20 protein-coding genes are annotated in these 19,533 nt (G+C 67.2%); 4 read left to right on the forward strand and 16 right to left on the reverse strand.

Going from position 1 to position 19,533, the window contains the following annotated elements; translation table 11 throughout:
* Positions 1 to 60 precede the first annotated feature (60 nt).
* The 3 genes from WCE59_RS04560 to surE form a co-directional block, all read right to left on the reverse strand.
* Positions 61 to 810: a peptidoglycan DD-metalloendopeptidase family protein gene (locus WCE59_RS04560; RefSeq protein WP_343257531.1), complete on the reverse strand. Its 750-nt coding sequence runs from the start codon at positions 808 to 810 to the stop codon at positions 61 to 63.
* Between the two features lie 92 nt (positions 811 to 902).
* The gene (locus tag WCE59_RS04565; RefSeq protein WP_343257532.1) at positions 903 to 1,583 is read right to left on the reverse strand and encodes a protein-L-isoaspartate(D-aspartate) O-methyltransferase; all 681 of its coding nucleotides are present in this window, start codon (positions 1,581 to 1,583) and stop codon (positions 903 to 905) included.
* Positions 1,580 to 2,362, reverse strand: coding sequence for a 5'/3'-nucleotidase SurE (gene surE, locus WCE59_RS04570; RefSeq protein ID WP_343257533.1), 783 nt, complete (start codon positions 2,360 to 2,362; stop codon positions 1,580 to 1,582). The genes WCE59_RS04565 and surE overlap by 4 nt, the downstream gene beginning before the upstream one ends.
* Before the next feature lie 91 nt (positions 2,363 to 2,453).
* On the opposite strand from surE, the gene WCE59_RS04575 reads away from it, so the two are divergent.
* Positions 2,454 to 2,999: a Smr/MutS family protein gene (locus WCE59_RS04575; RefSeq protein WP_343257534.1), complete on the forward strand. Its 546-nt coding sequence runs from the start codon at positions 2,454 to 2,456 to the stop codon at positions 2,997 to 2,999.
* Positions 3,000 to 3,022: 23 nt separating this feature from the next.
* Here WCE59_RS04575 and truD read toward each other — a convergent pair whose 3' ends face one another.
* From truD to WCE59_RS04615, 8 genes are all read right to left on the reverse strand, one after another.
* Complete coding sequence (gene truD / locus WCE59_RS04580; RefSeq protein WP_343257535.1) at positions 3,023 to 4,081, reverse strand: tRNA pseudouridine(13) synthase TruD; 1,059 nt, start codon at positions 4,079 to 4,081, stop codon at positions 3,023 to 3,025.
* Positions 4,078 to 4,569: a 2-C-methyl-D-erythritol 2,4-cyclodiphosphate synthase gene (ispF, locus tag WCE59_RS04585; RefSeq protein WP_343257536.1), complete on the reverse strand. Its 492-nt coding sequence runs from the start codon at positions 4,567 to 4,569 to the stop codon at positions 4,078 to 4,080. The genes truD and ispF overlap by 4 nt, the downstream gene beginning before the upstream one ends.
* 616 nt (positions 4,570 to 5,185) lie before the next feature.
* On the reverse strand, positions 5,186 to 5,869 hold the full coding sequence (gene ispD / locus WCE59_RS04590; protein ID WP_343257537.1) for a 2-C-methyl-D-erythritol 4-phosphate cytidylyltransferase: 684 nt from the start codon (positions 5,867 to 5,869) through the stop codon (positions 5,186 to 5,188).
* A complete protein-coding gene (gene ftsB / locus WCE59_RS04595) occupies positions 5,866 to 6,198 on the reverse strand; it encodes a cell division protein FtsB (protein WP_343257538.1) in 333 nt (110 codons plus the stop codon). Before ftsB ends, ispD begins: the two co-directional genes overlap by 4 nt.
* A gap of 12 nt (positions 6,199 to 6,210) precedes the next feature.
* Positions 6,211 to 7,497, reverse strand: a complete 1,287-nt coding sequence (gene eno, locus WCE59_RS04600) for a phosphopyruvate hydratase (protein ID WP_343257539.1) — start codon at positions 7,495 to 7,497, stop codon at positions 6,211 to 6,213.
* Positions 7,498 to 7,542: 45 nt separating this feature from the next.
* A complete protein-coding gene (gene kdsA, locus WCE59_RS04605) occupies positions 7,543 to 8,376 on the reverse strand; it encodes a 3-deoxy-8-phosphooctulonate synthase (RefSeq protein ID WP_343257540.1) in 834 nt (277 codons plus the stop codon).
* A 34-nt stretch (positions 8,377 to 8,410) separates the two neighbouring features.
* On the reverse strand, positions 8,411 to 10,093 hold the full coding sequence (locus tag WCE59_RS04610; protein ID WP_343257541.1) for a CTP synthase: 1,683 nt from the start codon (positions 10,091 to 10,093) through the stop codon (positions 8,411 to 8,413).
* A gap of 172 nt (positions 10,094 to 10,265) precedes the next feature.
* Positions 10,266 to 10,523: a hypothetical protein gene (locus WCE59_RS04615; RefSeq protein WP_343257542.1), complete on the reverse strand. Its 258-nt coding sequence runs from the start codon at positions 10,521 to 10,523 to the stop codon at positions 10,266 to 10,268.
* Between the two features lie 306 nt (positions 10,524 to 10,829).
* Here WCE59_RS04615 and parE point away from each other — a divergent pair, with 306 nt between their 5' ends.
* Positions 10,830 to 12,719, forward strand: a complete 1,890-nt coding sequence (gene parE / locus WCE59_RS04620) for a DNA topoisomerase IV subunit B (RefSeq protein WP_343257543.1) — start codon at positions 10,830 to 10,832, stop codon at positions 12,717 to 12,719.
* Positions 12,720 to 12,754: 35 nt separating this feature from the next.
* Here the strand turns inward: parE and hutG are convergent, their stop codons facing one another.
* The 5 genes from hutG to WCE59_RS04645 all read right to left on the reverse strand — a co-directional run bounded on the left by hutG (position 12,755) and on the right by WCE59_RS04645 (position 17,983).
* Positions 12,755 to 13,531: an N-formylglutamate deformylase gene (gene hutG / locus WCE59_RS04625; protein ID WP_343257544.1), complete on the reverse strand. Its 777-nt coding sequence runs from the start codon at positions 13,529 to 13,531 to the stop codon at positions 12,755 to 12,757.
* Positions 13,532 to 13,562: 31 nt separating this feature from the next.
* Positions 13,563 to 14,927 (reverse strand): glutathione-disulfide reductase, encoded by a 1,365-nt coding sequence (gene gorA / locus WCE59_RS04630; RefSeq protein WP_343257545.1) that lies wholly within the window; start codon positions 14,925 to 14,927, stop codon positions 13,563 to 13,565.
* Entirely contained in the window at positions 14,924 to 16,171 is a 1,248-nt protein-coding gene (locus WCE59_RS04635) for an NAD(P)/FAD-dependent oxidoreductase (RefSeq protein WP_343257546.1), read from the reverse strand. The genes gorA and WCE59_RS04635 overlap by 4 nt, the downstream gene beginning before the upstream one ends.
* A gap of 9 nt (positions 16,172 to 16,180) precedes the next feature.
* Entirely contained in the window at positions 16,181 to 17,422 is a 1,242-nt protein-coding gene (locus tag WCE59_RS04640; RefSeq protein ID WP_343257547.1) for a DUF418 domain-containing protein, read from the reverse strand.
* Positions 17,423 to 17,503: 81 nt separating this feature from the next.
* Positions 17,504 to 17,983, reverse strand: coding sequence for an FKBP-type peptidyl-prolyl cis-trans isomerase (locus WCE59_RS04645; RefSeq protein ID WP_343257548.1), 480 nt, complete (start codon positions 17,981 to 17,983; stop codon positions 17,504 to 17,506).
* Positions 17,984 to 18,056: 73 nt separating this feature from the next.
* On the opposite strand from WCE59_RS04645, the gene WCE59_RS04650 reads away from it, so the two are divergent.
* Together WCE59_RS04650 and WCE59_RS04655 are read left to right on the forward strand one after the other, a co-directional pair.
* Positions 18,057 to 18,638 carry a C40 family peptidase gene (locus tag WCE59_RS04650; RefSeq protein ID WP_449284105.1) on the forward strand — a complete coding sequence of 194 codons (582 nt, stop codon included), beginning with the start codon at positions 18,057 to 18,059 and terminating at the stop codon, positions 18,636 to 18,638.
* A gap of 149 nt (positions 18,639 to 18,787) precedes the next feature.
* Positions 18,788 to 19,474, forward strand: coding sequence for a C40 family peptidase (locus WCE59_RS04655; protein WP_343257549.1), 687 nt, complete (start codon positions 18,788 to 18,790; stop codon positions 19,472 to 19,474).
* The last annotated feature ends 59 nt before the right edge of the window (positions 19,475 to 19,533 follow it).

Here is a 19,533-nt window from a genome sequence, read left to right on the forward strand (position 1 = left end):
GCCCCGACCTACAGAAGTCACGCATGCGAGTAGGTCGGCCCTACGTGGCCGACGCGGATTTCAACGCTTGGGCAGGTAGGGCAGCGGATCGACCGGGCGGCCGTTGTGGCGGATCTCGAAGTGGAGCATGTCACGCGCGGCGCCGCTGCGGCCCATTTCCGCGATCTGCTGGCCTGTGCGCACCCGCTCGCCCTCATTGACCAGGCGCGCCCGGTTGTGTCCATAGGCCGACAGCCATTCGTCGTCGTGCTTGACGATGATCAGCTCGCCGTAGCCCACCAGGCCCGAACCCGAGTACACCACCACGCCGTCGCCGGCGGCCTTGACGGGCTGGCCGCCATTGCCGGCGATACCGATGCCCTGCCTGGTCGGATCCCCGGCAGCGAACCGGCTCACCAGCTGGCCATCGGCCGGCCAGCGCCAGCTCACTGAGCTGCGCGCAGGTGCCGGCGCAGGCGTTGCCGACGACTGGGTGGGCGTGGAGGCGGAGGATGAGCTGGACTGGCTCGCAGGTCGCGAAGACGTCGAGGCAGTGCGCGCGGGCGCCCGGCCATCGCCGGGATACAGCCGCAGGCGCTGACCGGGATAGATGGTGTAAGGCGGGGCGATGTTGTTCCAGGTGGCCAGGTCCAGCGGGCTGATGCCGTTGTTGATGGCAAGCCGGTAAACGGTGTCGCCACGCTTGACGGTCACGGTCTGTCCGGGCTGCGCGGTCGATGCACCCGCCGCCCCGCCTTCGCGGACCACCCGGCTGCTGCCGCATGCGCTCAGCAGCATGCTCAGAGCCACCAGCACGATTGCCATCCTCATCAATGCAACTCCATTCTGCCCAACCCCGGGGCGCCTGCCATATCGGCAATGAAAACCATTCTGCCGCATGGGCAATGAAGGAACCCGATACATCAGTCCACCACGCCAGCCAGCAGCGGCACGAACACCACCTGGGCGATCTCGGTGCGCTCCAGCGTGCCATCGGCGCGCTTGCGCAGCTTGACCAGCACCTGTGCACTGCCGCTGCCCACGGGAGCGATCAGCACACCACCCGGTGCCAACTGCTCGGTGAGTGCATCCACCAGGGCGGACGCGCCAGCGGTCACCAGGATGGCATCGAAAGGCGCGTGCTCCGGCCAGCCGATACGGCCATCGTCGTGCCGGCTGCGTACGGTCAGGCCCAGCGAACGGAACCGCTTGCGGGCCACCCGCAGCAGCTCGCCAATGCGCTCGACGGTGTAGACCTTGATCCCCAGCGAGGCCAGGATCGCGGCCTGATAGCCGGAACCGGTACCGATCTCCAGTGCGGTGGTCGGCATGCCGCCGTCCAGCACTTCCTCGGTCATCTTGGCCACCACCCAGGGCTGGGAAATGGTCTGGCCGTGGCCAATCGGCAGCGCACTGTCATCGTAGGCGCGCGTGGCCAGAGCTTCATCGACAAACAGGTGTCGCGGCACCAGCCCCATCGCGTTCAATACGCGCTCGTTGCTGATTCCGCCCTCACGCAGGCGCTCGATCAGCCGGTCGCGCACCCGCTGCGAGGTCATGCCAACGCCGATCGCTTCGGGCTGCAGGCGCAGGCGCGGGCTCATCGGCCGTTCTCCTTGAGCTGGCCGGCCAGCCCGCCAACCCAGCTGGAGACCTGCTCCAGGGCCTGGTAGCGGGTGAGGTCGACCAGGATCGGCGTGATCGAGATGTTGCCCGTGCGCACGGCATGGAAATCCGTCCCGGGGCCGGCGTCCTGCTCCGCGCCGGCAGGCCCGATCCAGTACCAGCTGCGACCGCGAGGATCTTCCAGCGGCACGCAGGGCTCGGCACGGTGACGATTGCCCAGGCGGGTGACTTCAAACCCCTTCACCTCGCTCCAGGGAATATCCGGAACGTTGACGTTGAGGATGGTGTCGGCGGGCAGCGGATCGGCCTTGAGCCGCTGCACCAGCTCCACGGCGGCGCGCGCGGCGGTCTCGTAGTGCTTGCCCACGTGGTCTGCCGTGACCAGCGACATGGCAATCGCGGGCAGCCCAAGGAAGCGCCCTTCCATGGCTGCGGCCACGGTGCCGGAATAGATCACGTCATCGCCCATGTTGGCGGCGTTGTTGATGCCCGACACGACAATGTCCGGCTCGTGCTCCAGCATGCCGCGGATCGCCACGTGCACCGAGTCGGTGGGCGTGCCGTGCACGCGCCAGACATCATCTTCCAGCTGCACAACGCGCAGCGGCATGTCCAGGGTCAAGGAGTTGCTGGCGCCGGACCGGTCGCGGTCGGGCGCGACGATCTGCACGTGGTGACCTGCATTGCGCAACCCTTCGGCGAGGATCCGGATGCCCGGCGCGTCTACGCCGTCGTCGTTGCTGACCAGTATCCGCATGAAACTTTCCGCGCCGCCCCGTGCAGTGAATCGAAGCGACATGATAGCGGATGAGCCCGCCTGGCTGGCCCGGCTCGGGTAATCTGGAGCCATGGCCAAGCGACGCAAGCAGGACGAGGTGGACGCGGACGATGCCGCGCTGTTCCGGGACGCCATCGGCCCGGTCCGGCAGCTGCCGGAGACCCCCGCGACGCCGCGCGCTGCGCGCCCCGAGCCACGCCCGCGCATGGCCGAACAGGACGAACGCGAGGCGCTGAGCGAGTTCGAACGGCTGCTGCAGTCCGGCCCACTGGAAGCCGGCGACAGCCTGCGCTACCGCCGCGATGAAATCAGCCCGCGCATGCTCAAACGGCTGGCCAAGGGCCATTACGCGGTCCAGGACGAACTGGACCTGCATCACGCCGGCACGCGCGTGGCCGAATCCATGCTGCGGCAGTTCCTGGCGGAAGCGCGCGACGCTGGCAGCGGCTGCGTGCGCATCGTGCACGGCAAAGGACTGCACGCCCCCGGCACGCCCGCCTTGAAGAACCTGGTCGACCGCCTGCTGCGCCAGCGCGCCGACGTGCTGGCGTTCCATTCCGCCCCACCCGGCCAGGGTGGGACGGGCGCGGTGCTGGTGCTGCTCAGGCCCCGCTGACCCGGCGATCGCCGGGGCGACAGTCAGCCGGCCTGTGCCGCATCCCGGACCGTGCCCAGCTCCATCAGCACGGCGGTGGCGTAAGTCCCGCGCGAAAGCGAGAACCTCAGCCGCAGGACGTCATCTGCAAGCCACTCCCAGGTCAAATCCTGCGGCCGCAGCCGGGTGGCGCGGCGCTCCTGGCGCAGGCCGGCCGCTTCCAGTCCCTCACGCATCGCGTGGGCGTCGGGCGTATCCAGGGCAGCCAGTTCCAGCGCCCGGACGTCACTTTCACTGCGCAGCTCGCCCTTCCCCCACAGCGGCGCGCTGGGGTGGATATCGAACGCGGCCAATCGTTCGGCCAGCACCTCGTTCCAGGGCTCGGGCCCGAACGCGGCGCGGCTGCTGTCCAGCATCCACGCTTCGCCCTCCACCGGAGTATTCCAGTTGCCGGCCCGCACCCGTTCGGCCAGCACCCTGTTGAACAGCTCCGAGCGCGCCGCGGACAGCAGGTGGCCGCGTTGGTCGCGACGCATCCGGCGGCCGGCAAACATGGCCAGGGCCGCATCGATGTTGCCGCCACCCCGGCCAAAGCGCTGCTCGCCAAACCAGTTGGGCACGCCTTCAGCCGCAGCGCGGGCAAGCCGTTCCTCAATTGCGGCGCGCTCCCCTTCCACTTCGCGCAGGGTCAGTTCAAAGCGGTTACCCACCAGTGCCCCGCGCGGAACTTTCTTCACGTGCCGGGTCTGCTCGATCACCCGCAGGCCGTCGCCCTCGAGTCCGTCGACCGAAGGGGCTTCGCGTCCTGGCAGATGCACGCTGAAGCGCTGCCGGGTGACCGCGTGGCGGTCCTTCAATCCGGCATAGCCCACCGCCATCTCCGGCACGCCGGCCCAGCGCGCCAGGCGGCGGGCCACTTCGGCGGTATTCAGCCCGCGCTTTTCGATCGTGAGCAGCTCGTGCTCACCGCTGCCGGTGGCCTCGAAGCCGTCGATTTCATCAACCCGGAAATCCTCCGCGACGCTGCGCATCACCGCCTGCAGCACAGGCTCTCCCCAGGCTCGCGGCAATCCACGATCGGAGCCGGCCTCCGGCGTGCTCACGCGCGGACCAGCAGGCACACGACGTGGGCGGCGATGCCCTCTTCGCGACCGAGGTGGCCAAGCTTCTCGTTGGTGGTGGCCTTGACGCTGATCGCGTCAACATCCACCTGCAGATCGGCCGCGATCAACTTACGCATGGCCTGGGCATGCGGCCCGATTTTTGGCCGCTCGCACACGATGGTGATGTCCGCATTGCCCAGCCGCCACCCCCGCGCCGCCACCAGCTCGCGGCAGTGACGCAGGAACAGCCGGCTGTCGGTGTCTTTCCACTGCGGATCACTGGGCGGAAAATGCGTCCCGATATCGCCCATGGCCAGCGCGCCGAACATGGCATCGCACAGCGCATGCAGGGCCACATCGCCGTCACTGTGGGCCACAAACGCGCGATCGTGCGGGATACGCACCCCGCCAATCACCACGTGGTCGCCATCGCCGAAGGCATGCACGTCGAAACCCTGGCCAATACAGAATGGAATGCTGTCAGTCATCCTGCAATGCTACCGCCAACCCGGTCAAATGCGATCGCGGGCTTGGTGGTGGCGTCGATCCGGTCGGACGCGATCGCGGGCCGGCAATGGTGGCCAACCCGCTCAAATGCTCATGCCAACCTGAGTGTAGGAGCGCGCCACGCGCGCGAAGCCGCGTGAATATGATCATTGCCGCGGGCCGTCGGTCCCGGTGGACCGGCCGACGCCATTGCCCGAAGCCAATCGTCACGCGGTTTCGCGCGCATGGCGCGCTCCTACAAAAAACCCCCATCCCGGGTCGCAAGCCGCAAGCCGCAAGCCGCAAGCCGCAAGCCGGTACCCCGGTACCCCGGTACCCCGATACCCGGTACCCCGGCACCCCGGCACCAAACCTTCCCGGAGCCGAGCCTCGCCGTGGCCGGGAGGCCTTTGCGCGTAAGTAAAGGAGGAGGTGGGGCCGCAGGCCGACGCCGGGGGACATGAAGCGCAAAGGCCTGCCGGCCACGGCGGGGCCCGTCAGATCGCACCGCAGCCTCCCGGTCGCGGCGAGGCCCCTCAGATCGCGCCGCCGCCCCCGTTCGCGGCGGGACCACTCAGATCACCGCGTCCCCAACGAAGCGTGCCCAGGTCCAGACACTCACCGCCGCGACAGCAGAAACTCGAAATAAGCCAGATCCGCAGGCGTCGTGATCTTGATATTGTCCTCGCGCCCCTCGATCAGCAGCGGGCGCGCACCCTTGCGCTCCATCGCCATCGACTCGTCAGTCACATCGATGCCCGCAGCCCGCGCCTTTTCCAGCGCCTGCGACAGCTGCAGCCGGCGGAACATCTGCGGCGTCAGCGCGCGCCATAGGCGTTCTCGCGGCTCAGTCCGGTCGATCCCGCCCTCATTGCCCGCCCGCTTGAGCGTGTCACGCACCGGCGCGGCCAGGATCGCGCCTACCGGATCAGCGCGCCCGCGCTCGATCAGCTGGTCCAGATCCGCGAACGCGAGATTCGGCCGGGCGGCATCATGCACCAGCACGAAATCATCCGCCCGCACCTCGTCCGGCAGCGCCTGCAGACCGGCCAACACCGAATCCGCTCGCGACTCGCCACCCACGCAGTGCCGCACCGGCTTGCCTTCCAGCTCGTTCCAGCCCGGCCAGTGCGGGTCATCCCCAGCCAACACCACCACGACTCCGGCCACCCCCGGATGGACCAGCAGGGCGCGCAGGGTGTGGGCCAGCAGCGGCTCACCGGCCGCCTGCAGGTACTGCTTGGGAATGTCAGCGCCGAAACGGCTGCCGCTGCCCGCGGCCGGCACCACCGCCCAGATCACGGCGACGGCTCCGGCTGCCGCTGTACCGGCGGTCGCGCGGACGGCGCATCCACGACCCGGTAGAAGGTTTCCCCGGGCCGGATCATGCCCAGCTCGCTGCGCGCCCGCTCTTCCACCGCGGCTTCGCCGACGGGCGATTTCAGGTCCGCCACCTCGGCCGCCAGCGCGGCGTTACGTTCGCGCAGGCCGTCGTTCTGATGCGCCTGCTGCGTCACCTGGGCGTCCAGCTGCGCCACGTCGCCGGCCCCGCCGATGCCGAACCACAGCCGGTATTGCAGCCATCCCAGCAGCAATGCCAGCACCAGCACGACGAGGGCGAGGAGGCGCATGGCGGCCGGGCCTTACCGCGGCAGCGACACGAACGCGTCGCGCCCGGCGTAGCTTGCTTGCCCGCCCAGCGATTCCTCGATCCGCAGCAGCTGGTTGTACTTGGCCACGCGGTCGCTGCGGCACAGCGAACCGGTCTTGATCTGGGTCGCAGTGGTGGCCACGGCGATGTCGGAAATGGTGGTGTCCTCCGTTTCACCGGAGCGGTGCGAGACCACGGCGGCGTATTTCGCCGCGTCAGCCATCGCGATCGCTTCCAGCGTCTCGGTCAGGGTGCCGATCTGGTTGACCTTGATCAGGATCGAGTTGGCGGTGCCCGACTCGATGCCCTGGCGGAAGATCGCCGGATTGGTCACGAACAGGTCGTCACCCACCAGCTGCACCTTGTCGCCCAGGCGCGCGGTCAGCAGGTTCCAGCCGTCCCAGTCGGCCTCGTCCATGCCATCCTCGATGCTGATGATCGGGTACTGGCTGCACCAGTCGGCGAGGAAATCGACAAACTGCTCGCCGCTCAGGCGCTTGCCCTCGCCAACCAGGTGGTACTTGCCGCTCTCGTGGAACTCGCTGGAAGCCACGTCCAGGCCCAGCAGCACGTCTTCGCCGGCGCTGTAACCGGCCTTGCCGATCGCTTCAAGGATCGTGTCCAGCGCTTCCACGTTGCTGCGCAGGTCCGGGGCGAAACCGCCCTCGTCGCCCACCGCCGTCGACAGGCCATGGCCCTTGAGCACCGACTTGAGCGCGTGGAAGATCTCGGTGCCCGCACGCAGCGACTCGGAGAACGAGTCAAAGCCCACCGGCAGGATCATGAACTCCTGGAAATCGACGTTGTTGTCGGCATGCGCGCCGCCGTTGATGATGTTCATCATCGGCACCGGCAGCACCGGCGCGCGGTCGCCGGCCAGCAGCTTCCACAGCGGGATCTTCTTCGACGCGGCCATCGCGTGGGCGTTGGCCATCGACACGCCCAGCAGCGCGTTTGCGCCCAGCCGGCCCTTGTTCTCGGTGCCGTCCAGATCGATCAGGCGCTTGTCCAGCGCCGCCTGGTCGGCAGCGTCAAAGCCCTTCAGGGTGTCGGCAATGCTGCCGTTGACGTTGGCCACCGCCTTGCGCACGCCCTTGCCCATGTAGCGGGTGCGGTCGCCGTCGCGCAGCTCCACCGCTTCGCGGGCGCCGGTGGAGGCACCGGAAGGAACCATGGCGCGGCCGAAACTGCCGTCCTCAAGCGTGACTTCCGCTTCAAGGGTGGGATTGCCTCGCGAATCGAGGATTTCACGGGCATGGATCTTGGCAATCTTGGTCATGGTCTCGCTTTGTTACCTCAGTGAAAGGCGGTTGGGAGTGAATATTCAGGCGTCGCGTTCGAGGAAGCCACCACGCTTGGTGGCGGCATCCAGTTCAACCAGGGTTTCCAGCAGCGCGCGCATCTTTGCCAGCGGCCAGGCGTTGGGCCCGTCGCTGAGGGCCTTTTCAGGCTCCGGATGGGTTTCCATGAACACCCCGGCCACGCCGACCGCCACTGCGGCCCGCGCCAGGACCGGGATGAATTCGCGCTGGCCACCGCTGGAACCGCCCTGCCCGCCCGGCAGCTGCACGGAATGGGTGGCGTCGAACACCACCGGGCAGCCGGTGTCGCGCATCACCGCCAGCGAGCGCATGTCGCTGACCAGGTTGTTGTAGCCGAAGCTGGCACCACGCTCGCAGACCATGATCTGCTCGTTGCCGGTGGATTTGGCTTTTTCCACCACGGGCTTCATGTCCCACGGCGACTGGAACTGGCCTTTCTTGATGTTCACCGGCTTGCCGGCCGCGCAGGCGCGCAGGATGAAATCGGTCTGCCGCACCAGGAACGCCGGGGTCTGCAGCACGTCGACCACCGAGGCGACCTCGTCCATCGGCGTGTATTCGTGCACGTCGGTCAGCACCGGCACGCCGACCTGGCGCTTCACCTCGGACAGGATCCGCAGGCCTTCCTCCATGCCCGGGCCGCGGAAGCTGCCCAGCGAGGTGCGGTTGGCCTTGTCGAAACTCGACTTGAAGATGAAGGGGATTCCAAGCGCCGAGGTGATTTCCTTCAGCTGCCCGGCCACGTCGACCTGCAGCTGCTCACTTTCGACCACGCATGGGCCTGAAATCAGGAACAACGGCCGATCCAGGCCAACCTCGAAACCGCATAGATTCATGACAAAACCTTCTGTCTGCATGGGTCGGCGCAGGTCACGCCGTGGCTTCCTTCAGCAGCTTGCCACCCGCTTTCTTCTCGCGGGCGGCGCGTACAAATCCGATGAACAGCGGATGGCCGCTGCGCGGGGTGGACAGGAATTCGGGATGCGCCTGGCAGGCAATGAACCACGGATGGTCCGGCAGTTCCACCATTTCCACCAGCAGGTCGTCCAGCGACTTGGCGCTGACCACCAGTCCGGCATCCTCAAGCTGCGTGCGGTAGCGGTTGTTGAACTCGTAGCGGTGGCGATGGCGCTCGGCCACCACGTCCTGTCCATACAGAGCATGGGCACGGGTGCCGGGCTTGAGCCGCTGCTCCTGCAGGCCCAGGCGCATGGTGCCGCCCAGGTCGCTGTCCTCGCTGCGCCTTTCAATTTCGCCGCTATTGGTGCGCCATTCGGTGATCAGCCCGATCACCGGATGCGGACTCTGGCGGTCATTCTCGGTGCTGTTGGCACCTTCCAGCCCGGCCACGTGGCGGGCGAAGTCCACCACCGCCGCCTGCATGCCGTAGCAGATGCCGAAATACGGAATGCCCTTTTCGCGGGCGTACTTTGAAGCCAGCACCTTGCCCTCGAAGCCCCGATCGCCAAAGCCACCCGGCACCAGGATGCCGTCCAGGCCGCCCAATACGGACTCGGCCCCGTCGCGCTCGATGTCCTGCGACTCGATCCACTCCAGGTTCACCCGGGTGCGCTGACGCAGGCCGCCGTGGCGCAGCGCCTCGGCGACGGATTTGTAGGCGTCCTTGTGGTCCACGTACTTGCCCACCACGCCGATGGTGACTTCATCAACCGGGTTTTCCGCGGCATCCACCACGTCCAGCCATTCGGTCAGGTCGGCCTGCGGCGCAACGCGATCGGTCAGGCGCAGCCGCTCCACCACCAGATCGTCCAGCCCCTGCGCATCCAGCCACAGCGGGATTTTGTGGATGTTGTCCATGTCCACCACCGAGATCACTGCCTTCTCGGACACGTTGGTGAACGAGGCGATCTTGCGGCGCTCGCTGTCGGGCAGCGGCTGTTCGCTGCGGCACAGCAGCACGTCGGGCTGGATACCGATCGAGCGCAGCTCCTTGACCGAGTGCTGGGTGGGCTTGGTCTTCAGCTCACCGGCCGCGGCGATGTACGGCACCAGGGTCAGGTGGATGAACATGGCCTTTTCCGCGCCGCGGTCGGTGCGGATCTGGCGGATCGCCTCCAGGAACGGCAGCGACTCGATGTCGCCTACCGTGCCGCCGATTTCCACCAGGCCCAGGTCGTAGCCCTGGGTGGCGGCGTCGATGCAGCGCTTGATCTCGTCGGTGATATGCGGGATCACCTGCACGGTGGCCCCGAGGTAATCGCCGCGACGCTCCTTGGCGATCACGCTCTCGTAGATCTTGCCGGTGGTGATCGAATTCTTGCCCGACAGGCGCACGTTGACGAAGCGCTCGTAATGGCCGAGGTCCAGGTCGGTCTCGGCGCCGTCATCGGTCACGTACACCTCGCCGTGCTGGAACGGGCTCATGGTGCCGGGGTCGACGTTGATATAGGGATCGAGCTTCATCATCGTCACCCGCAGCCCGCGGGTTTCAAGGATCGCGGCGAGCGAAGCGGCGGCAATGCCCTTCCCAAGGGAAGAGACAACGCCTCCGGTGACGAAAATAAGCGGTGTGACAGAACTGGGGGATGGCATGGCGCAGCTGGTCGCTGGAAACCCCTATTCTATACCGCGACCGTGGCGCACTGCGCCCGAGGGCGGCGGCACGCGCTGCGATCCTGGCGCCTGGCGCAGGCCGTAAAAGCGCCAGGCAAAAAAAACGCCCCGCAAATGCGGGGCGCTCCAGAACCGGTGTTCCATCCCTGGATCAGGCCGGATCTTCCTCTTCTTCTTCCTCGACCTGCCAGGCCTCGGCTTCAGCCTGCTCGACCGTGTCTTCGGCGACTTCAGCTTCGTCCACGGCGTCGGCAGCCTGCTCTTCAGCAACGGCAGCCGCTGCGGCAGCCTGCTGCGCGGCCTGCTCGGCGTCACGCAGGGCCTGCTGGTCGACTTCCTGGGCGAAAGCGCCCGGCGCGGCGAAAGCGGCGGCAATCAGGGCGGTGAACAGAATATTGCGCTTGGTCATTGTCGTGTCTCCTGAATCATGAAGTGGATCGAAAATGGAAAAGTGGATCAATCGGCCGCTTCCCCTGACTAGCGACGATGCGAACCCTACGCGCCTTCCCCCTGCCAGCAACTGAACAACAATCTCTTAACGCGACAGGCAAGCCACTGTATTGCAAGGGTTTTCCCCAGATGACAAAGCAATCGCAACATGCTCGACGGAATGGCTGCGCTTCAGGTCCGCGGGGCACTGCCAAGCGCCGTTTCCCGCAGCGGGCGCGCCAACGCGGCTGGTAAGCTAGCCGCCCCCTTTTGCAGCATCCACCGCATGAGCGCCCGCTACAACGCCGTCGATATCGAAGTCCTGACCGGCCTGGATCCGGTCAAACGCCGCCCCGGTATGTACACCGACACTTCGCGCCCCAACCACCTGGTGCAGGAAGTGGTCGACAACTCGGTCGACGAAGCCCTGGCCGGGCACGCCAAGGTGATCGAGGTGACCCTCTACAGGGACGGCAGCTGCGAGGTCTCCGACGACGGGCGCGGCATGCCCGTGGATATCCACCCCGAGGAACAGGTTCCCGGCGTGGAGCTGATCCTGACCCGGCTGCACGCGGGCGGGAAGTTCAGCGACCGCAACTACACCTTTTCTGGTGGCCTGCACGGCGTTGGCGTGAGCGTGGTCAATGCCCTGTCCACCCGCCTGGACGTGGCGATCAAGCGCGACGGCAACGAATACGCGATGTCATTCGCGGCGGGCGATCGGGCTTCTGAACTCGACGTGGCCGGCACCGTTGGCAAGCGCAACACCGGCACCCGGCTGCGCTTCTGGCCGGACCCGAAGTACTTCGACACGGCGAAATTCGCGCTGCGCCCGCTGCGCCACCTGCTGCGGGCCAAAGCCGTCCTGTGCCCGGGCCTGACCGTAAAACTGTATGACGAGGCCACCGACGAGCGCGACGAATGGCGTTACGAGGATGGCCTGCTCGACTACCTGCGCGGCGAGCTGTCCGGACGTGAGCTGCTGCCGCCGGAGCTGTTTACCGGCAGCCTGGCGCGCGATACCGAGATCGTGGACTGGGCTGCAGCCTGGGTCATTGAAGGCGAGCTGGTGCAGGAGAGCTACGTCAACCTGATCCCCACCGCCCAGCACGGCACTCATGTGAACGGCCTGCGCTCGGGGTTCACCGACGCGCTGCGCGAGTTCTGCGACTTCCGCAGCCTGCTGCCGCGCGGGGTCAAGCTGGCGCCGGAAGACGTGTGGGACCGGGTGTCGTTTGTGCTCAGCCTGAAGATGACTGACCCGCAGTTCTCCGGCCAGACCAAGGAGCGGCTGAGCTCGCGCCAGGCGGCCGGTTTCATCGAGGGCGCTGCCCACGACGCCTTCAGCCTGTGGCTCAACCAGCACGTGGAGCTGGGCGAAAGAATCGCCCAGCTGGCGATCGAGCGGGCCAGCGCGCGGCTCAAGACTGAAAAGCAGATCGTCCGCAAGAAGGTCACCCAGGGTCCGGCGCTGCCCGGCAAGCTGGCCGACTGCATCAGCCAGGACCTGTCGCGCACCGAGCTGTTCCTGGTGGAGGGCGATTCGGCCGGCGGCAGCGCCAAGCAGGCCCGCGACAAGGATTTCCAGGCCATCCTGCCGCTGCGCGGCAAGATCCTGAACACCTGGGAGGTTGCCTCGACTTCAGTGCTGGCCAGCGAGGAAGTGCACAACCTCGCCATCGCCATCGGCTGCGACCCGGGCAAGGACGACATCTCCGGCCTGCGCTACGGCAAGGTGGTGATCCTGGCCGACGCCGACTCCGACGGCCTGCATATCGCCACGCTGCTGGCAGCGCTGTTCCTGCGCCACTTCCCGGCGCTGGTGGCCGCGGGCCATGTGTTCGTGGCCATGCCGCCGCTGTACCGGGTCGACGTGGGCAAGCAGGTGTTCTATGCGCTCGACGAGGAAGAAAAACGCCTGCTGCTGGAGAAGATCGAGCGCGACAGGATCAAAGGCACGGTCAACGTCACCCGCTTCAAGGGCCTGGGCGAGATGAACCCTTCGCAGCTGCGCGAATCCACCATCCATCCGGACACCCGCCGCCTGGTGCAGCTGACCGTCGACGAGGGCACCGAAACCCATTCACTGATGGACATGCTGCTCGCCAAGAAGCGCTCCGGCGACCGCAAGGCCTGGCTGGAAGAAAAGGGCGACCTGGCCACCCTGGAGGTCTGACCCGCTGCCCTGGCAGGAGCGCGCATGGCGCGCTCCTACACGAGGGTGGCCTGGAGCAGGCGCCGTAGCAGGTCCTGCGCGACCTCGGCTTTCTCCGGCAGATACTTGAAACTGCGCTCATCCATATAGGCGCGCTGGCTGGCCTCCATCTGCACCGCGTCGATCCCGTTGGCAGGGTCGCCGTAATACCGGGTGATATGCCCGCCCTTGAAGCGTCCGTTGACGACGAAGTCGTAGTCGTCCTGCCCGGCCAGCACCGACTCCAGCCGCTGCTGCAGCGCCGGCGAACAGCTCGCCCCGCCCGCCGTGCCCAGGTTCATGTCCGGAAGCCTGCCTTCGAACAGGAACGGCAGCTCGCCGCGGATCGAATGCCCTTCCCACAGCACGACCCGGCCGTGAAGCCCGCGCAGCCTCTCCAACTCGGCCCGCAGCGCCTGGTGGTAAGGCCGCCAATACAGCTCCACCCGCTCCGCGATCTCGTCCGGCGTCGGCTCCTGCCCCTCCAGATACACCGGCTCCTCGCTGAAGCGCACCACCGGGCACAGCCCGGTCGTGTTCTGCCCCGGGTACAGCGACACGTCGTCTTCCGACCGGTTGAGATCAACCACATAGCGCGAATGCGTCGGCACGATCATCGACGCCCCCAACTCACGGGCGAACGCATACAGCCGCGCGATGTGCCAGTCCGTATCCGGCACCTGCCGCGCCTCCGGCGTCAGCCGCGCCGCAATCTCATCGGGAACGAAAGTGCCATCGTGCGGCACGCTCACCAGCAGCGGCGCCGTGCCCCTGTGCAACGTAAAAATGTCCATCCACACATTGTGCCGGAACGGCAGGCACCACTCACCGCATCAGCACAAACTCTTCCGCACTGGTTGGATGGATCGCCATCGTGTCGTGCAGGTCATCCAGGGTCACACCGCGCTTCAGCGCCACCGCGAATCCCTGCAGGATCTCGTCAGCCGCCTCACCAAACGCGTGGATACCCACCACCCGCTGCTCCTCGCCCACGCACACCAGCTTGAACAGACTGCGCAGCGGCCTATCCGCAAGCCCCTGCAGCATTGGCCGGAAGCTGCTGCGATACACCTGCACCGCATCCCCATGCTGCTCGCGCGCCTGCTTTTCGGTCAGGCCGATGCCACCCAGCGGCGGATGGGAGAACACCACGAACGGAACGTCGTTGTAGTCCAGCTTCGAATCGGGCCTGCCGCCAAACACCCGGTCCATCAGCCGGCGCGCCGCGGCGATTGCCACCGGGGTCAGGGTCAGCTGCCCGGTCACATCACCGACCGCGTAGATCCCGGGCGCGCTGGTGTTCTGGTAATCGTCCACCTGCACCTCGCCCTTTTCGCCGAGGGCGACTCCGGCCTGCTCCAGCCCGATACCCGCAGTGCTGGGCTTGCGGCCGATGGCGAACACCACTTCGTCATACGGCCCGCTGGCCGCACCCGATGTATCCACCAGCACCAGCCGCCCGTCGTCACCGCGCTGCAGCTCCTGCAGCTCGTAGTCCAGATGCAGGCCGACACCCAGATGGCGGTAGTTGCCCTGCAACTGCTCCACCACCTCGGCATCCATCTGCTTGAGCAATCGCCCGCCACGCGCGAACACATCCGCCCGGGTGCCCAGCGCCTGCAGCATGCCGGCCAGCTCCACGCTGATGTAGCCGCCGCCGAACAGAGCCACCCGCTCCGGCGCCCGGTCCCAGTCGAAGAAATCATCCGAGACGCCGCCATGCTCCGCGCCGGGCACATCCGGCCTGACGGGATGCGAGCCCGTGGCCAACAGCACGTGCGGCGCGCGCAGCTGTACGCCGCCTGCCTCCACCACGTGCGCATCCACCAGCACCCCACGATGCGGCACCAGGCTCACCCCGGCCTCGTCGAGCCGGCGGCGATAGCTCTCGTGGATCCCCGAGATATAGCGCTGCCGGTCCACCAGGAACTCGCGCCAGTCCAGCTCGGCGCTGGTAGGCACGTTGAAACCCAGCCGCGCGGCAACATCGATCTTCGCCGCCAGGTCCGCGGCCAGCCACATGGCCTTCTTTGGCACGCAGCCCAGGTTGACGCAGGTGCCGCCCAGGTCGGCCGGCTCCAGCAGCGCCACGCGGGCGCCATGTTCGGCAGCGCGGAAGGCGCCGGCCAGGCCACCAGAGCCGCCGCCCACCACGATCAGGTCGTAATCAAAACCGCTTTTGTCATTCATGCAAATCGCGCCGGGTCGAACGGCGCCGGATCCAGGTGTGGGTCGAGCCCGCAGATCAACTCGGCCATCAGCCGACCGGTGGCGGTGCTCATGCTGACCCCGAGCATACCGTGGCCGGTCGCCAACCAAAGGTGACGATGCCCGGGTGCCCGGCCCAGCAGCGGCAGGTCGTCCACGCTCAAAGGCCGCCAGCCGTACCACTCTTCCTGCTTCTCCGGGCCGACCGGCTGGTGCAGGTATTGCGCCGCCCCGCGCTCAAGCGCATCCAGCCGGCGGCGGTTGAGGCTGGTGTCATAGCCGGAAAATTCCATGGTGCTGCCAAGGCGGAAGCCGCTGTCCCAGGCGCTCACGCACACGCTTGGCCCGTGCAGCACCAGCGGACGCTTCGGCACCAGCGCGGGGCGCGAATAGGTGATGGAGTAGCCCTTGCCCGGCTGCACCGGCACCCGGAGCCGCAGCGCGCGTGCCATCTGCCCCAGCCACGCCCCGGTAGCGAGGATCAGATCACGCCCGCGGAAGCTTCCGCCGGAGCTGTTCACGGTGACGCCATCGTCATCGGAATCGATCGCGTTGACGCTGCAGTGCTCCACGATGACGCCGCCGTGCTCCCGCACCGCCCGGGCAAGGCCGGCAACGTAGCGGTCCGGACGCAGGCGCGCATCACCGGGAAAGCGCACGACCTGCACCACGCCGTCGCGCAGCGCCGGTTCGTCGCGCACATACGCGGCGCCGTCGATGCGCTCGTAGGGCACGCCGATCTCATCCAGCAGCGCCAGTTCGGCAGCAAATTCGGCCACGTGCTTTTCCGAGCGGAACACGTAGTCCACGCCGGATGGCTCGTATTCGCAGTCCAGCCCGTAGCGCTCCACCCAGTCGGGCAGCGCATCACGCGCTGCAGTCAGGATTGCGAGCCTGGCTTCGGCTCCGCGCCGCCAGTCGCGCGGATTGCAGCGTCGGGCAAAGCCGAGCAGCCACTTCCACAGGGCCGGGTCGAAGCGGGGTTTCAGGTAGAAGGGCGCGTCCGGCGTCAGCATCCAGCGCAGCGCCATGGTCACCGAACCCGGGGCCGACAGCGGCGCTGCGTGGCTGGGTGTGATGGTGCCGCAGTTGCCGTGCGAGCTGCCGCCGCCCACCCGGCCGGCGTCCAGCACGCGCACGCGGCGCCCCTGTTCAAGCAGGGCCAGCGCGCTGGCCAGGCCAATCACCCCGCCGCCGACGATCAGCACATCATCCGTCGCATCCATGCGCGGAGTTTACGTGCCGGAGGACTGCCTGCGCAGCGCCGGTCGCGTGCCGTAGGTGAGCCAGCGCCACAGCCATTCCAACGGACCGAACCGGTAGCGCTGCAGCCACCAGCGGCTGGCCAGCACCTGCAGCGCGAACACCACCAGCGCCAGCACCACCAGCCCGGCCGGCGGGATCCTCCCCCACATGGCCAGCCCATAGCCGTAGAACACCAGCGAAGCGAGCAGGGACTGACCCAGATAGTTGGTCAGCGCCATGCGGCCGGCCGGAGCCACCGCTGCCAGCATCCGTTGGCCAACGTGTGATTGCCAGGCGAGCGACGCCAGGCCCAGATAGGCCAGCGACAGCGGCAGCGCGCCAAGCTGGTGCAGGCTGGCGGCGAACACGCTGGGCGCATCCACCATTCCATCGGGATAGGTCACCGCGATCGATGCCGACCACAGGGTCAGGCCCAGTCCCAGCGGCAGGCAGGCCGCCGTCAATTTCAGGAGAAAATGCCGGTGGGCGGCGACGTCGCGCAGCAGGCCGGAGCGAAGCAGCCAGCTTCCGATCAGGAACATGGACAGCGCCATTGGAACGATCAGCACGTTCATGGAGACCAGGCTGGAGAAGTCCGCCAACCGCTGTGCGCTGACCGCGGCGAATCCACCGCCGGCATAGATCGCGCCCGCGTGCAGCCCCGCAACCGTCTGCGCGGTGGACTCCGCACGCAGGTTGGCCAAGGCATCCGCGGGCATCGCCATCAGCGCGAGCGCGGTCAGCAGGCTCAAGGCCGCCACGGCGGAAAACATCAGCAGCCCGGCAACAAGCTGGCCGCGCGGCGCAAGGCCACGAAAGGCGAGCATCAGCAGACCTGCAACTGCATAGGTGTGCAGGATGTCTCCCACCCACAGCAGCAGCGCATGGGCCACGCCCAGCACCAGCAGTACCAGCATGCGGCGCACGTACGGCCGGGTGGATGCCCCGGCCGCGGCCGCCCGCTCGGCCATCAGGGCAAAGCCGGCGCCGAACAGAATCGAAAACAGGATCCAGAACTTGCCCGCCACGAATATGTGCAGGCCCCAGGCCGCGGCGTAGTCCAGGCTTTCCAGTCCGGGCAGGATTCCCCGGTCGAACTCCTGCCAGGGCCGGGTGAACCAGGGCAGATTGACCAGGAAGATGCCGAGCAGCGCCCACGCACGCAGCGCATCAAGCAGTTCGATCCGCTCGCCCGCCGCGGTCGGCTTGAACGGCGTCTGGTCCCGGCTCATGGCCGCCCTCCCCTGTGCCAACCCGCTCAAAGTCCCCTCACCCGGTGCACTGACGCACCGGGTGAGGGTCAAAACGCCAGATCAGTGCTGGTGACCGCCATCGCCGTGCACGTGGCCGTGTTCGATCTCGGCCGCATCGGCCTCGCGCACTTCGATGATCTCGATATCGAAGGTGAGGTCCTTGCCGGCCATCGGGTGGTTCAGGTCCACGTCCACCACGCTCATGCCCACCTTCTGCACCGTCACCGGGCGCGGGCCGAAGTTGGTGGTCAGCACCACCTGCTCGCCCGCCGCCAGGCGCTGCTTGCCAAAGTGCTTCTTCGGCACCCGCTGGGTCAGGTCCGGGCGACGCTCGCCGTAGGCATCGGCGGCCACTACGTCGGCGCTGAAGGTATCGCCCGCCTCGTGCCCGTCCATCGCCTTTTCCAGGCCCGGGATGATGTTGCCGTGCCCGAACAGGATTGCCAGCGGCTCACCCTCGCGGGAGCTTTCGACGGGCTCCTGCCCGGTCTCGGAAACGGTGTAGTGGAAGCGGACAACGCGGTCCTTTTCGATCTTCATGGGCAACGGTACCTGGTGGGGCGGCGCTGGGCCGCGCTTGTCATTGAAAGGTGGATTCGGCCAAGATGCGGCCGTGAGTACTGCGCATTATCCGGGCAGCGGCCCTGCCGCGCCAACCCGAACGTCACGGCGCCATTGGCGGCTGGCCTGCCTGCTGGTCGTCGCCGCTGCCGTAACGGCTGGCTGCGGGGGCAAGCAGACCCGCCCCGCTTCCCCGGCCCAGCCCTCCCCATCCGGCAACCAGTGGCCGGTCATGTCGCCCGCTGACCCGGCTGCGGCCAATTCAGTCACCATCCGCGCCATCGGCCTGGTGGGCACGCCCTACCGGTATGGCGGTAACACGCCCCAGGGCGGGTTCGACTGCAGCGGACTGGTCAACTACGTCTACAGCGACATGCTGGGCCTGCGTCTGCCGCGCACCACGCGTGAACTGTTTTCCTGGCAGGGCCCGCGCATTGCGCCAGAGCGCCTGGCAGCCGGCGACCTGGTGTTTTTCGGCAGTCGCGGCAATGTCAGCCACGTGGGCATCTACGTGGGGGAAGGACGTTTTGTCCACGCTCCCAGCAGCGGAGGCACCGTGCGGCTGGATCATCTGGAAGGCCATTACTGGCGCGATCACTACACCGGCGCGCGTCGCGTGCTTGGCGGATCCTGAATACGGGGAGCGGGCTGGATCCTGCAAACGCGCACTGAACCAGAGGCGTGAAGATGCGATACACGTCACGCTTATTAACTTTAAATTAACAAAGAGACGACATTCGTCCGGCACCATCACGCCTCACTGACATCTGTGAATCAAGCCGCGTGACGATCGAAGACCCAAGTCAAGGCCGCCAAGCTGCCGCCCCAACCTCCGCCTCCCGACTTCGTCAACGGGCCGCCACCCTGCTCTTTTCCGCACTGCTGTGTGCCGGTGCAGCGCCGGCGTTCGCCGCCACGGGGCTGGCCACCGACAGCGCGGACGGGTTCCCGATTTCCACCTCGATCAGCCAGCAGCTGTCCGATCCGCTGCCGGCCTCCAGCCGCGAACTGCTGTTCGCCGCCGACGTGAACCAGCTGATCACCACCGCAGCAGACCTGCAGATCGATCTGGACCCCGCGCCGCAGACCGGCGTGCGGCAGAACCTGTTGCAGCGCGGTCTGGCCCTGCTGGGCACGCCCTACCGCTGGGGCGGCACCTCGCCCGAACGTGGCTTCGACTGCAGCGGACTGGTCAGCTACGTTTTCAAGACCACCCTGGGAATTGACCTGCCGCGCGTGTCGCGCGACATGGCGCGCGCCGGCGAGCCCGTGGAACGCACCCAGATGAACCCGGGCGACCTGGTGTTCTTCGCCCTGCGCGGCAGCCGCATCGACCATGTCGGCATCTATCTCGGCGAAGGCCGTTTCCTGCACGCTCCGCGCACCGGCCGCGACGTGTCCGTCTCGGCGCTGGACGGTGGCTACTGGGCCGGCAAGTTCAAGCACGCGCGCCGCGTCGCCACGCAGTAGGCAGACCGGCAACAGCATGACGACAGCAGGCCGCCTTCGGGCGGCCTGTCTGTTTGTGG

It is taken from the genome of Luteimonas qiangzhengi, from assembly GCF_039548515.1.
Taxonomy (GTDB): Bacteria; Pseudomonadota; Gammaproteobacteria; order Xanthomonadales; family Xanthomonadaceae; genus Luteimonas.

Bases quoted from the DNA above. Each gene is read 5' to 3' on its own strand.
- ftsB (WP_343257538.1), bottom strand. From the start codon at position 6,198: ATGCGCCTCCTCGCCCTCGTCGTGCTGGTGCTGGCATTGCTGCTGGGA.
- WCE59_RS04615 (WP_343257542.1), bottom strand. From the start codon at position 10,523: ATGACCAAGCGCAATATTCTGTTCACCGCCCTGATTGCCGCCGCTTTC.
- WCE59_RS04635 (WP_343257546.1), bottom strand. From the start codon at position 16,171: ATGGATGCGACGGATGATGTGCTGATCGTCGGCGGCGGGGTGATTGGC.
- WCE59_RS04640 (WP_343257547.1), bottom strand. From the start codon at position 17,422: ATGAGCCGGGACCAGACGCCGTTCAAGCCGACCGCGGCGGGCGAGCGG.
- parE (WP_343257543.1), top strand. From the start codon at position 10,830: ATGAGCGCCCGCTACAACGCCGTCGATATCGAAGTCCTGACCGGCCTG.
- ispF (WP_343257536.1), bottom strand. From the start codon at position 4,569: ATGACTGACAGCATTCCATTCTGTATTGGCCAGGGTTTCGACGTGCAT.
- WCE59_RS04560 (WP_343257531.1), bottom strand. From the start codon at position 810: ATGAGGATGGCAATCGTGCTGGTGGCTCTGAGCATGCTGCTGAGCGCA.
- WCE59_RS04565 (WP_343257532.1), bottom strand. From the start codon at position 1,583: ATGAGCCCGCGCCTGCGCCTGCAGCCCGAAGCGATCGGCGTTGGCATG.
- WCE59_RS04645 (WP_343257548.1), bottom strand. From the start codon at position 17,983: ATGAAGATCGAAAAGGACCGCGTTGTCCGCTTCCACTACACCGTTTCC.
- surE (WP_343257533.1), bottom strand. From the start codon at position 2,362: ATGCGGATACTGGTCAGCAACGACGACGGCGTAGACGCGCCGGGCATC.
- eno (WP_343257539.1), bottom strand. From the start codon at position 7,497: ATGACCAAGATTGCCAAGATCCATGCCCGTGAAATCCTCGATTCGCGA.
- gorA (WP_343257545.1), bottom strand. From the start codon at position 14,927: ATGAATGACAAAAGCGGTTTTGATTACGACCTGATCGTGGTGGGCGGC.
- WCE59_RS04610 (WP_343257541.1), bottom strand. From the start codon at position 10,093: ATGCCATCCCCCAGTTCTGTCACACCGCTTATTTTCGTCACCGGAGGC.
- kdsA (WP_343257540.1), bottom strand. From the start codon at position 8,376: ATGAATCTATGCGGTTTCGAGGTTGGCCTGGATCGGCCGTTGTTCCTG.
- hutG (WP_343257544.1), bottom strand. From the start codon at position 13,531: ATGGACATTTTTACGTTGCACAGGGGCACGGCGCCGCTGCTGGTGAGC.
- WCE59_RS04575 (WP_343257534.1), top strand. From the start codon at position 2,454: ATGGCCAAGCGACGCAAGCAGGACGAGGTGGACGCGGACGATGCCGCG.